Origin of the sequence: Parasphingorhabdus sp., assembly GCF_036963805.1 — a bacterium.
In the GTDB taxonomy this organism is placed as follows: Bacteria; Pseudomonadota; Alphaproteobacteria; order Sphingomonadales; family Sphingomonadaceae; genus Parasphingorhabdus.
Genome location: NZ_JBALUN010000007.1, coordinates 71,868 through 84,036, shown reverse-complemented (window position 1 = coordinate 84,036; position 12,169 = coordinate 71,868). Strand labels below are relative to the sequence as shown.

At 57.7% G+C, this 12,169-nt stretch carries 14 protein-coding genes and 1 pseudogene; 3 read left to right on the top strand and 12 right to left on the bottom strand.

Going from position 1 to position 12,169, the window contains the following annotated elements; translation table 11 throughout:
- Nucleotides 1-42 precede the first annotated feature (42 nt).
- The 12 genes from traW to V7676_RS14745 are packed head-to-tail and all read right to left on the bottom strand — an operon-like array spanning nt 43 to nt 9,369.
- Nucleotides 43-675: a type-F conjugative transfer system protein TraW gene (gene traW, locus V7676_RS14800; protein WP_100093328.1), complete on the bottom strand. Its 633-nt coding sequence runs from the start codon at nt 673-675 to the stop codon at nt 43-45.
- Nucleotides 672-1,199 (bottom strand): S26 family signal peptidase, encoded by a 528-nt coding sequence (locus V7676_RS14795; protein ID WP_335660410.1) that lies wholly within the window; start codon nt 1,197-1,199, stop codon nt 672-674. Before V7676_RS14795 ends, traW begins: the two co-directional genes overlap by 4 nt.
- Nucleotides 1,196-1,543, bottom strand: coding sequence for a TrbI F-type domain-containing protein (locus V7676_RS14790; protein WP_240616882.1), 348 nt, complete (start codon nt 1,541-1,543; stop codon nt 1,196-1,198). The genes V7676_RS14795 and V7676_RS14790 overlap by 4 nt, the downstream gene beginning before the upstream one ends.
- A gap of 35 nt (nt 1,544-1,578) precedes the next feature.
- Nucleotides 1,579-1,992 carry a hypothetical protein gene (locus V7676_RS14785; RefSeq protein WP_240616883.1) on the bottom strand — a complete coding sequence of 138 codons (414 nt, stop codon included), beginning with the start codon at nt 1,990-1,992 and terminating at the stop codon, nt 1,579-1,581.
- On the bottom strand, nt 1,989-4,547 hold the full coding sequence (gene traC, locus V7676_RS14780; protein ID WP_100093330.1) for a type IV secretion system protein TraC: 2,559 nt from the start codon (nt 4,545-4,547) through the stop codon (nt 1,989-1,991). The genes V7676_RS14785 and traC overlap by 4 nt, the downstream gene beginning before the upstream one ends.
- Nucleotides 4,544-5,158: a hypothetical protein gene (locus tag V7676_RS14775; RefSeq protein ID WP_100093331.1), complete on the bottom strand. Its 615-nt coding sequence runs from the start codon at nt 5,156-5,158 to the stop codon at nt 4,544-4,546. The genes traC and V7676_RS14775 overlap by 4 nt, the downstream gene beginning before the upstream one ends.
- Nucleotides 5,158-6,036, bottom strand: coding sequence for a DsbC family protein (locus V7676_RS14770; RefSeq protein ID WP_100093332.1), 879 nt, complete (start codon nt 6,034-6,036; stop codon nt 5,158-5,160). Before V7676_RS14770 ends, V7676_RS14775 begins: the two co-directional genes overlap by 1 nt.
- Nucleotides 6,033-7,346, bottom strand: a complete 1,314-nt coding sequence (locus tag V7676_RS14765) for a TraB/VirB10 family protein (protein ID WP_442955450.1) — start codon at nt 7,344-7,346, stop codon at nt 6,033-6,035. Before V7676_RS14765 ends, V7676_RS14770 begins: the two co-directional genes overlap by 4 nt.
- Nucleotides 7,343-8,158: a type-F conjugative transfer system secretin TraK gene (locus V7676_RS14760; protein WP_100093334.1), complete on the bottom strand. Its 816-nt coding sequence runs from the start codon at nt 8,156-8,158 to the stop codon at nt 7,343-7,345. The genes V7676_RS14765 and V7676_RS14760 overlap by 4 nt, the downstream gene beginning before the upstream one ends.
- Nucleotides 8,159-8,163: 5 nt before the next feature.
- The gene (locus V7676_RS14755) at nt 8,164-8,730 is read right to left on the bottom strand and encodes a type IV conjugative transfer system protein TraE (RefSeq protein ID WP_100093335.1); all 567 of its coding nucleotides are present in this window, start codon (nt 8,728-8,730) and stop codon (nt 8,164-8,166) included.
- Nucleotides 8,731-8,741: 11 nt separating this feature from the next.
- On the bottom strand, nt 8,742-9,029 hold the full coding sequence (traL, locus tag V7676_RS14750; protein WP_100093336.1) for a type IV conjugative transfer system protein TraL: 288 nt from the start codon (nt 9,027-9,029) through the stop codon (nt 8,742-8,744).
- Between the two features lie 28 nt (nt 9,030-9,057).
- A complete protein-coding gene (locus V7676_RS14745) occupies nt 9,058-9,369 on the bottom strand; it encodes a hypothetical protein (protein WP_100093337.1) in 312 nt (103 codons plus the stop codon).
- Nucleotides 9,370-9,733: 364 nt separating this feature from the next.
- Between V7676_RS14745 and V7676_RS14740 the strand changes: the two genes are divergently transcribed.
- The 3 genes and pseudogenes from V7676_RS14740 to V7676_RS14730 form a co-directional block, all read left to right on the top strand.
- On the top strand, nt 9,734-10,225 hold the full coding sequence (locus V7676_RS14740; protein ID WP_100093338.1) for a helix-turn-helix domain-containing protein: 492 nt from the start codon (nt 9,734-9,736) through the stop codon (nt 10,223-10,225).
- Nucleotides 10,218-10,439 carry a helix-turn-helix transcriptional regulator gene (locus tag V7676_RS14735; RefSeq protein ID WP_100093339.1) on the top strand — a complete coding sequence of 74 codons (222 nt, stop codon included), beginning with the start codon at nt 10,218-10,220 and terminating at the stop codon, nt 10,437-10,439. The genes V7676_RS14740 and V7676_RS14735 overlap by 8 nt, the downstream gene beginning before the upstream one ends.
- Nucleotides 10,440-11,181: 742 nt before the next feature.
- Nucleotides 11,182-12,161, top strand: a pseudogene (locus V7676_RS14730) (IS630 family transposase); the annotation flags it as partial.
- Between the last annotated feature and the right edge of the window lie 8 nt (nt 12,162-12,169).

Here is a 12,169-nt window from a genome sequence, read left to right as displayed (position 1 = left end):
CCAGCAGACAAGCAATTTTGCGATATAAGCCTATGTCTTTTATCATGGCGCTGACCTCTGATCGGGCAAGAGCGCGATCTCGCTGATTTCGAGAAGCCTTCCGTTCTGGCGCACACGCGCTGGCAGCGCTTTGATGCCAAAATGCCGGACGAGCCTGCCGCCCTGATCGAAGTAAAAGCGCCGTTGCTCCGCGCGCATTAGCGCCAGCGGCGCACCCTTGGTCAGAATCAGCTTGGCACTGTCTTTTTGCCCGAGCGCCCATTTAAGCTGCGCTGGATTATCTCCATCGAGAAAGAGCAGTGGCGATCTGAGTTTTACACTGTCGAGTGGATTGACCCGCGCGCCGCGCGTCCAAATGCGTTCGCCATTGGCGCCAAATATGTCATCGGCAAGCGTGATGGTCGGATCAAACTGCCAGCTTCGGCCCCTCCGGGCGTTTGCGAGACCCGTTACCGCTTCGGGTCGTTCTACCCTCGCCAATGTGCGACGCTTAAGTTCGGCATTGCGCCGGTCCATCTCTCCGCTCTTTTGCATCGAGATAAGGCGCGTCTGGATCTGTTCGAGCAGATCGCGCTCTATCACCGGAAAAACCGATCCTTGCTGGCCGTAATCCCGGGCCTGCGCCTGGCCTGCGCAAAGGAAAAATGCAGCAATGATGGCAGCAGCTGTCTTCACAGGATTGCCCTCCCGCTGCCCAATATCTGGGCGCCGCAGACAAAGCCGATGTCAGCGTAGCGGCTGTCAAAGCCATCTTTATGAGCGCTTCCGGCATAATAGCAGCCATCAGGTATTGCGCCTGCAGGACCTTTGGTAAGCTTCAGACCCAGGCGGGTTTCAGATTTTGTTCGGGCAACGAATTTTCCGTTGATCAGAACATCCTTGCCCTTGTGGGTCACAATATCACCAGGCATGCCGAGTACATATTTGCCAAAGAGCTGCGGACTGCTGCCAAACTGGGCGCTGAGAATTGTGGACGGCCTGGGTTCGAAAAAGATCAGCCCGCCGCGTTTGATCGGCATGTGCTTGTCGAGCCAGAAGGCCCAGTTTGGCAAGCTTGGGCTGGCATTGAGCAAAAAGGCATGACTTTGGCGAAAGTCTTCGAATGGCTGCGCAGCAAAGGGCAAGGAGGCGAGCGCGGTTAAAATAGCGATGCGCTTGATGCGTCGGTGCGCTTTTGTGGATAAGGACTTGATTGTCATCTGCCGTCTCCCGCTTTGAGGCGTGCGGCAATCCGGCGTTCAAGTTCCACCGTTGCATCGGGTGCGTCTCCTGCGAGCACAGCTTCGGCGACCAGGATGATCCGGCCACCCTGGCCCATATCCTGAACAGCCTGCTCGCTGGCGCTTAGAAAAACGCCAATATTGGCTTTGGCTGTTTCCGGATCTCCTGAGCCGCGCGCCTCTGCTTCGACAAATTTTCCTATTGTCTCGGCAAGCCGAACGGTGGCGATCTCGGGTTTTTGCGGCTGCAATATCATGCGGCTCACCCATCCGGCCCAGAGCAGGAGGGCGATGCAGCCGAGCAGAAGGAGAAGCCGCGGCAAAAAAGATTTCCTTTGGAATGTTTCCGTTTGATCGGTCATTGGGCGGGTTCTCCGTCACTTTTGTCAGGAAAGGCTTCGGCAAGCGTTCGGAAAAAGCGCGGCATGCGGGCGAGAAGCAGCGCGCCCGTAGCTGCGATGAAGGCGATTTTGAGATCTGTAGAAAACAGCAAGCGCTGGCCGGGTTCTGCGCTGTGATAATGGACCGCCAGATTGCCAAGCTGGGTGAAGAGCAGCCCCAAATCCCATCCCACCAGAAACAGAAAGACAAACAGCGGCAGTCCCAGAACGATGAGGATGGTGGAGACGGCAAGGCGCGTGGTTTCCAGGAACAGGAAGCAGCTTCCCTGTATCAGGTCTTTTATCGGGATGGACGGCGCTTTGCCCGGCCTTGCCACTGGTTCTCTGCTGACCTGCGGGATGGCGGGTGTGTGCATGGCACGACGCATCATGCTGCTCCCTGCGCAGCTATCTGAGCTGCGACATGGGCAATAGCGTCGGCCAGGCTCCGGCCGTTCATCTGTGCCTGTTCGATCGCCGCATAAACATCGGGCGAGGAGGAATAGACCGTGGCTGAAAAGGGATCGAGAACGAGTCGGCCGATGGCCTGCGTGTCCGGGCCCTTGATAAAGACTTCGCTATATTCGGTGCCCGAGCGTTTTAGGCTGCGGATCAGCGTTTCGGTCCGGTCATCCATATCGAGCCGGTCATTCTTGCGAAAATCGGCTATCGTCTCGGCTTTCTGCTGCAAGACCAGCATCCAGTCGCTATTTTCAAGCGCAGCGCGCGCGCCATCCGATTTATAATAATCATTGAGCGACTGGGTTGCTGTCGCCAGTGCGCCGCCATATTTGCGCGCCGTGCGCGCATAGGTCTCGACAAATTCGCCCATCGAGCCGCCGCGCAGCATGCTCCATGCTTCATCGATCAGCAGCATTTTCTTGGTGCTTCTGACCCCGCGCGTCATCGACTGGCTGGTCATGAACATGATGGCGGACAGAACTACGCTTCTGAGATCCTCGCGGCTTGCGAGATCCGACATCTCAAAAACGGTGAAGTCATCGTCAAGCGCAAAGCTGGCAGGCCCGGTGAAAAAGCCGCCATAGCTTCCGCCTTCCAAATAAGGCGCAATCGATAGAGCGAGATTTTCGGCAATCGGGTTGGCTGTCGCAACGAGCGTGCGGGCCACATCATCAATGCTCGCCCCGCTGCCAAGACTTTCCCAGACTTTGGTCACCGCCTGGTCAATCAGGCCGTGCTCAACATCGCTCGGCGCTTCGCTGTGCCGCGCCATCTGCGCGATGATCGCCTTGATCATGGCAAAACAATCGAGCCTATAATCCTCGTCATCCACCGCGCGGGCATCGTCGACCATCGAAAAGGGGTTGAGCGAAAAGCCTGATTTGAGGGTAAACTCGACAAAGCGCCCGCCCTGCAATTTGACCGAATGCTCAAACGAGCGGCCATCATCGATCACCACCACTTTTGCGCCTGCACCGCGTAAAGCGGCGCATAGCTCTTGCAGCAGCACCGATTTTCCCGAACCCGATTTGCCGCAAATCGCGATATTATGGTTGCCTGCGTCATTTTCAAACGGCGACCACCAGAAGGGCTGACCGCGCCGTCCAACCAGCAACAAATGAGGGATATTGCCGCCCAGAAACTCGCCCTGCATCGGCGCAATATGCGCGGCCGTCGTCGAGAGCATGGTCCGGAACCGCTTGAGCCGCTGCATGTCATCGCCCAGACCATCGGCTAGGCTTAACGGGAAGGATGCGATCAGGCCCTGTAATTGCAGAAATCGCTCGTCGGTCAGATCCCAGCCGGCGGCTTTATAGACCGCCTTGACCGTGCGCTCATGGGCGTCGCCCTGGCCCAATGGCGAATAGCTGGTGAGGCCATAGAAAAGTTTGACCAGTCTTTTGCCAGCCTGCAATTCTGCCTGGACATGGCTCCATTCGGCAGACTGCTCGGCAAGGCGCGGCAAAAAGCGCGCACTCTTCGATTGGCTGAGGCTGGTTGTGCGCATGAACTTATAGCCTGCTTTGGCCGAGGCCGCCTCCTGATCGGGATATTGCAGGCAAAGCATCGTTGCCACTGGACAAGGAAATCGCAGCTTGTCGGTGAACATATCGCCGATCAGCCGCGCGCATTCCCATGGACTCCAGCGTTCGGGCATCGCGCGGACCCCATAATGGCGCAGATCAAAGCGGTCGGGATAGACCTCGCCAATCTGCGGGCTGCCTTCGCTATCGCGGCCAAGATTTCTAAATCTCTCGGTCCGCAAGATCAGGCGGTCGTCTTCCACCTCCAGTTCAATATCGCGGCGGATCGCCTGGTCGGCAATCGGGTCGAGCGGATTCCAGCTGGAAGGCTCTGCGTCGCGCGCACTGGTGGGTGAGGTCAGATCATCAATCAGCCCCAAAAGCTCTGCGGGCTCCATTTCCCGCGCGCCAAGTCCCAGGGATTGCAGCATGCCGATCAGCCCTTCGCGGCACTGGACCAGTTCGCTGTCCCCGGTGCTGCTCAGGTTTGGCACGCCCAGAGATATCACCAGCCGGGTCGCGCGGGCATGAAAAGGCGCGTGCGCCGAGCCGGATTTCCAGACAAGATCATAGAGCCGGTCGGTGCGCGCGCGGGCGATCGCTTCATAGATGCCGCCCTGTTCATAGCGGCGGGCAAACCAGGGTCCGACAATATGGGCTATTCTGGGGGAGGCAAAATTGAGTATTTGCAGACTACTGCCTTGCGGCATGCCTTCGGAGAAGAATTGCGCCAATATCTCGCCGCTGCGTTCGTCCGCGCCGATGAGCGGCGTCACATCAAGGATGAAGCCTTTCGATCGCGCATTGCAATAGAGCCGCGTTCCTTCGTCGAACGCCCGGTAGGGGAGCCAGTTCGAGAGCATATCGATGGCCAGATGCGGGCGCGGCGCATCGGGGCTGGCCGTATCAGAAAACAGACCGGTCAGGAGCGCGCTTCGCGCTTTTGCGAGCGACAGGGTCATGGCTGCAATTCCGCTTCGGGCATGTCGATGCTTTGCGGGCGAATAAGTTGAGGGGCCCGGTCATGCAGGGGAGCAATCACGCCGGACCCCTCTGGTCCCGGCGGGAGGACGCCGGGATCTGCCATTGGCACTGGCGAGGGGGAAACCAGCGCGTCCGGCAAGGGAAAAGGATTGGCAGCAGGAGCTTCGCCTTCATGCTCCTGCTTGCTGTGCTTTTGATTTTGGTTGTCTTGGCTACCAATGCCGCGCGCGATCGCTTTGCCAATATCGGCCGTACTTCTGGGAGCCTGATATTTGGCGCTGGCTGCCTCGGGCAGCGCGACATGGACCACGCGCGCTTCGTGCATCCGGCCTTCAGCATCCCGGTAAGCTGCGAGTACGACCCTGAGCATCCGGCCAGTGGAGCCAGAAGTCATGGCTGCTCCTGACGGGGCTGCCAGTATTGAAACCCCTTGCCCGGTCGCCTCGGCATCAATCGCCGAAGTTGGCGCGCAGGTTCCGCCAGGCGCGCGGCAATCAAAGCTGCCGCTGATATTGCCGCCAAGACTGGCGCAGCCGCTGAGTACAAGTATCGCTGATGCGAGCGCCGAATAGGTGAGAGGCTTGGCCATCAGCGCGCTCCTCCTTGTGCTGCGGATGCGCTTAGAAACGTCCGTATTTCCGGAGCGCTGCGATAGCCTTGCAGAACGGCGCCATCAGATGCGCGGACCATCACCGGCGTTCCGGAAAAACCTTGTCTACGCGCAAAACCTTCATTGGCATCAAGACCGCTGGTATCGCAGGAGCTGCGTCCATCCGTTTGCCCTCCGGCATAGGCGCGGTGGAGGGCTACCGCCTTGTTAGCAGCGCAGATCACGCTTTCGGCAATGGCCCGGCTCTGTGCGCCGAAGATTGAAATCGGCCGTTCCTCGACCCGGACGCGCGCCTTTTTCAGTTCTTCTGTGAGCCGCTTGCAATAGCTGCACTGGAAATCCGAGAAGACGATGACCTTGGGGCCATTGGGATTGCCCCAGAATATCGCTCCATTTTTCGGCAGACCTTCAAGATTGACCTTTTGCGGCGCAGCATTGGCCGTTGGCCGCCCGGCATTTATTTTCTGGCTGGCGGAAGCCGTACCTGCCGCCAGCAGGTCGGGATTGATAGCCAGTAATTTGGCCGCCGTCAGATCAGCGCGCGTTTCCATATCGTACAGACGTCCGACAAACAGATATCGCGCGCGCTCATCGATATAGAAGAGCGCCTTGCCCGACACCACTTCGCATAGCCCGCCAAAGCCTTCGCAGCCAAGGCTGGTGATGGGCGTTTTGGGAAGCCGCAATTTGAGCGCGGCGACAACCTGGCTTTTTCCGCTATCAGTAAACCCGTTCACGCCCGTGACCGCTGCGATGGCCGAGGCGGTGACGAGTCCCGCGCTGGCGACAGCGAGTATGGCTGCCAATGCCGTGGTCTTCAGGCATCGTTTTTGGGTAGAAAAATCGGCATTGTTCATTTTTTTGTGCTCCTCACGTGGACGCCGTCGAGGAAGACGATCTCGACCGAAATGCCGGTCGGCATCTCGACGACGGGTTGATATTGTTCCGCTCTCTCGATGAGATATTTGGATACGGTATCGGCGGCATCGCCCGCGCCCTGGCCGAGGCCGCCGGTAATTATGTCGGCACCCGACAGGCTGCTGCGCTTGCCATCCTCGCCGATGTTGCCGGCAAAGATGCCATTGGCATTGGCCGAGAAACCGCGCCCGAAGCCGCCGACAATACCGGCCAGCAGTGCCTGGCTGACAAGACTACCCTCGCGGCTGACGATGCGTCCGCGCACGCCCGATTTTCCGGCAAAGCTGATAAAGCCTTTGACCTCGCTTACCGCATAGCGGCCGCCCGGCTGCGCGCAGGTCATTCGTGCCAGTTTGACATAGACCTTCTCTGCTGAAAGATCGCCGCGTGCGGCACCGTTGACAAGGCATCCGGTTATGTCGGTGGTGAGCAGCTTACCCCTTCTCATCACCGAGCGGGCAGGTCCTGTAATACGCAGCACCACGGGAAGCGGATCGCTCTGGCTGGCAACGCCGGTGGATGCGTCGACACCGACAATTACCCGTGCCGGCGCATAGCTGTTGGGCGGCAGATATTCCGGGCTGTCTTCGAGCAGCAATGGCGATACAGGCGTGCTCGTTGCCGCTTTGCTTTCTTTAGTGGGCGCGCTGTCTGAAAAGCTGAGCAGGCTTACCTTGCTGTCGCCCTCAGCAGCGTGGGCTTGCGCGCCCGGTGTTCCGGGAGCGGTTGTTCTCGTTCCGGCGCTACCGGGACCAAAGTCGGGCTGCGGCGGTAAAACCGGAGGCGCAGCTGCTGTTTTTTGGAGTTCACTTTTGAGCGATGCATTTTCCGCCGAAATGGCATCGATCGCGGCCTGCCCGTCGCTGCGCATCTGCGCGTTTTCCTGACGCAGCGCATTGAGTTCCTGTTCGATGGCCGGGCGCGGCAATTGTGCGTCCTTGAGCGACTTTTGCTCGCGCGCCAGCGCGTCGAGGCGATTGCCATAGCTTGCTACGAATTCGCGGCTAGCGAGATCGCGGTTGACGAGCCCGCCGGTATCGATGGTTACTGCGCCTGTAGTGCCGCTGTTGCCCGCATCATCGCCGCTAAATATGATCCAGCTGCCGCCGATCAGAGCAAGCGCGCCGATACCGCCGAGCAGCAGTTTCTGACGCCGTGCAATTTGGTGGTTGAGACTGCGGCGGGCGTTTTGACGCTGCGCTTCCGGCGGCGTTTCGGCTGCCTGATTATCTGGCTGCTTGTCCATCAGTTGATGCCTCCTTTGGCAAAGACAAGGAAGGCGCTGGCGCTCTGACCGGGACCAAGACGATCGGCTCCATAGGCAAAGGCGAGCGCGCCTGCGGGCGCATCGCGCTCGCGCGTGAGATCGAGCGTCTGCGCGCTTTTGTTGCGGATCAGGAAATGCTGGCCGGATAGCTGCGCGCCGTCATATTGCGCGATCAGCTGGACTTCGAGGCCGCCGATAACTTTGGGACGGTCGATTTTCTGCATGGCGGTAAAGCCGGGCAGAACGGCGTCTGTCGCCATGGCTTCAATGAGCCGGATCGTAGCGTTCTCAGGCCCTGTTTCTTCTTCCCAGTCTCTGGCTTCGCTTTTTGCGAGCGCGGGATTGCTGATAAATATCTGACTTGCACCCGCCATTTCTGCGCGACAGGCAAATTTATAAACATAGCCTGCCTTCGAGGTCGCAAAGAAGCTGACCTTGTCCGAGGCATATTGGACGGGAACCGAGATATAGATATCGCCGCGCACCGGCTCATGGGTGACGCTGAAATCATTATAGGGATAGCCGCTCGCCATTTTGGACACATTGGCAAAGCCGTCATCGACCAGCGCAATGCGGGTGAGCTCGCCGCGCGAGAGCAGGCAATCAATCTGGGCGTTGTCCGCAGCCTCGACAAACTGGTCGGCATGGGCAGGCGCCGCGGTCAGAGCAAATGCCAGGATTGCAATTCCCAGCGGCTTGAAGCCGGTATCGGGTCTGCGCGTAGCGCCAAGGCTGAACAGGCCAAGGCCGGTGCCCGCTAGCGCAGCCGTGGAAAGGTAAGCAAAAAGGCTCATGCAGATCAGTCCTTGTTCGATTCATCTTGGGGGAGACGGCGGAAACCGGTGAGCGCGAGGCTCAGGCCGCGCTGCGACCAGCGAAATTCAAAGGAGCGAGCCTCGCTCGCAATCACCTGCGCGCCGACAAAGGTCTTGAGCGTTCCGGTTGCAGTCGAGACCAGGGTAGCCGGATCGACGGTGAGCCCCCGGATGATGAATGACTGGCTGACATCGGAGCCGCGCTGTTCTTCGACAATTTTGACCAGTTCGGCTTTGAGACGGCCATGCGCGGCCGGATCGGCAATTTTGAGAATTTCATCCATCCAATAGTCGAGGCTTTGCGGCGAGCGGTTGAGCAGCATCAACGCGGTGTCGCGGGTCACCAGTTCGAGATAGGCGGCTGAAACGCCTGCGCTCGAGACGCTCATTTGCTGCGCGGTGACAGGGACCAGCACGACCTCGCGCGCTTTTGTCATCGCAAAACCGGACAGGATGATAGCAGCGAGACCGGTGACGCTTGCCAGCACCGCAAGGCGATTGCGCTGGCGCAAATAGGACTGGGCCTGTTCGTGGGCAAATTGAGCGCGCATTCTCTATCTCCTCAACCGGCCAGACGACGGTGACAGGAGGGCGGCGTGGCTTTGAGGCCAAGAAAACTGGCTGGCAGATACCAATAGACAGCATGAATAAGCCGCGCTGCTTTCCCGCCCGATTTTGACTTCCGCAAAGCAAACCAGGAGACGCAGGAAAGCGTGATGCCGATAAAGACATGCTGGGCCAATATGCCCCAAGCAAAGGGAATCAGAATTCCGGCAAACTCATCGATGGTCCAAAGACCAATAAGTTCAGGATCATCCAATCGTCTGGGGATAAGATATCTGTCAGCCATGTGCCGCCCTCCTATTCTTCGCTCAGGCTCAGATGACCGCGGTCACGACCGAGGTAACGATGGGAACACCGGTGCCGACACCGATGCCGACGCCAACCGGCACTGCAATCTGGCCAAGGGAAAATCGGCCCGAAGCAAGACCAATCAGGCCAGCTGCAAGGCTAAGGACGGTGATGATTTTGCCGCCCGAGCCTTCGAGAAAATCGGTAAATTTGGCGAGAGCAGGATCAAAAGTGGTATCAGCGCCTGCATAAGCAGCGCCCGCACAGGCAAGGGCGACGCTTGCGGGAATGATATAGTCAGCGATCCGGCGACGGGTCTTGGGCAAGGTTTGTGTCATGGCGTACTCCAGATGTTAAACGGGCAGCGACTGTTCGTTCGCTGTATGTTCTTTCTGGAATAAGATCTGGTCTGTAGGAAAACAGGACGTGCGATTTTTGGAAGTTATCCAAGCAAAAACCGACAATAGGGCATATGGCGGCAGACTTCTGCGCAGATGGGATGCCAGATTGCGCTCATCTTGCCGCGATTTGCGTAAGGCGCGACGGCTATCGCGATTTGCCTGCCGGAACCTGCGCGAATCTCTCTGATCATATGATTCGATTCTTCCTATATGTTCCTTATATGTTCTTTTTGTTTTCCTACAGTTTTCCTCTTGGCCTATTTGCTGAGTCGGTTTTCAAAATTCGAAAGGATTCAAAGCAATGGTAGAAATGGAGATGCTGGCCGAACATAACGTGCGCGGTGATTTGGCGGCATTGTTGCTTGCGGCTGCGGACAATAGCGGCCGGACCCGCACGGACATCGGCAAGGCTGCAGGCATACATAAGGATGCGCTGCGCCGCATATTGGATGGCACGCGCTCAGCAACTTTGGCTGAAGCTTTGCGGATCATGCGCGCGTCCGGTGCATCGCCGCATGCGCATCTTATATTGTTTCTGGTCGCTGGCGGCGAACGTTCATCAGATTGGCTTCACACAGATATCTCTCTATTCTTTGAAGAGCTTTTCTGCGAGCTACCTAGCGCGCTGGAACGCATATTGGGAAATCAGATCCAGGACGTAAAACCGCGCTGGGCCAAAGGCACGGCGCAGCGTCTGGCGCGGCTTTTGTCCGATCATATCGAAGAGCTGGAGCGCAAGGACGTACTCCTTGGCGATATATATGCAGGATCGGAGAGCCGCGCCGATGCCTGAGTCATCTACCCAGACGCAGGAACGCCCCCCAGTCGCGCGGCTCATCAGATTATCGGAAGTCCAGAAACGCGTCGGCCTTGGGCGCTCAACTATCTACCGGTGGATGAGTGAGGAGCGATTCCCCAAACCCTATCAGCTTGGCGGTCACGCTGTTGCCTGGCTTGAGCAAGAGATCGATGAATGGATCGCGCAGCGGATTGCAACTCCCGTCTGATCTGGACCTTTTCTCTTCAGTTGGATAGTTTTCTCAGTAGCACAGATGCTGTGCATGGCAGATGTGCATGCTAAGATGGCGCTATGGTGCTCTGAAAGCTGCGAAACAAACTCAACATCTATATCTCGTTGCCAAAATCGATGAGGTCGAGGTCGCATATAGCGCATCACAGAACGTTGGGCTTGAATTTAGGGATTCATTCCATCTCAATATAAAAGCCACAATTGAAAATATACCGGAAAATTTAAACGGCATCATTGCAAGTCCATCACTATGTCCTTTGGCAGCCAGCGCAGTTTTGCAAGCGATATTGTGAACGGTGATCCGCTCAAAACTCTTCTTTCGTCGATTTATCTGCGCGGCAATAGCCGTTCACTTCATGCTATTTTGCCGACGGACGTCCTGCTTGTTCTGTCACAACTTATTTCAGCAGGGTCCATCAGTTAGATAGCTGTGTGCTTCGACCCGCCACGCCGCGGAACCGGTATTGTTCGCGACCTCAACTTCGTATCTGCGGCGCAATCTGCCGATTATTGATGCGTTTATTTGCATAGAGTTTGTGCTTCCCAAATTGACAATATGGTAGGCTATCTGTGTTCGGGCGAAGAGACCCAATTTGTGCTTTGAAAATGTGTATTTTGGTCGGTTCTAATACCAAGTTGCGCTGAGGCTGACTCACATTTGTGAATGCCAAACGGTCGAAAGTCTGAATCTATGGCGTCCTTCATTTTGAGGACGTGACATGGGAACAGCGATTAGCTTGCGTGATGATTTTGACGGCACTGCCTTGAGGCAACTGGCGCGGAAGTCGAAAAGCGCGAACCAGGCCCGGCGGCTTTTGGCATTGGCCGAAATTTACGACGGCGGTAGCCGGACATCGGCGGCGCGGATCGGCGGGGTGAGCTTGCAGATCGTGCGTGACTGGGTGGTCCGCTTCAACGCTAGGGGTCCGGGCGGCCTGCTCGATGGCAAGGCACCGGGAAGACGTCGCTGCTCAATGATGCTCAGCGCCGAGCGCTTGTTGAAACGGTCGAGCGCGGTCCGATCCCGGCGATCAATGGCGTCGTTCGCTGGCGGCTGATCGACCTGGTTCGGTGGCTTTATGACGAATTTGCGGTCTCGCTTGATGTAACGACCGTGGGGCGTGAGCTGAAGAGACTGGGCTATGTCAAGCTGACGGCACGGCCTCGCCACCACGCCCAGAACGAACTTGCCTTGGAGGCGTTTAAAATGGGGGCTTTGCCGCCGAGCTGGCAAAGGTCAGAAGAGCTCTCCCGAAGGGCACGCCAATAGAGATATGGTTCCAGGACGAAGCGCGGATCGGGCAGAAGAACAAGATCACGCGGCGCTGGGCCAGACGAGGGACGCGGCCCTCGGCACCCAAAGACCAGCGGACGAAATCGGCCTATATCTTCGGCGCGATCTGCCCGGAGCACGGCAAGGGCGCAGGGCTGGTGCTGCCCTTCTGCAATACCCAAACCATGACGCTCCATCTGGCCGAGATAGCGCTCGCCATCGCCCCCGGCGCTCACGCTGTCGTACTGATGGATCAGGCCGATTGGCATATGACCGACAAGCTGGATGTGCCCGGCAATATCAGCATCATTGCGCTCCCGGCCAAATGCCCTGAACTCAACCCGGTCGAGAATATCTGGCAGTTCAATGCGCGACAACTGGCTATCCAATCGGGTGTTTACCTCCCACGACAATATCGTGGACCATGCTGCGAG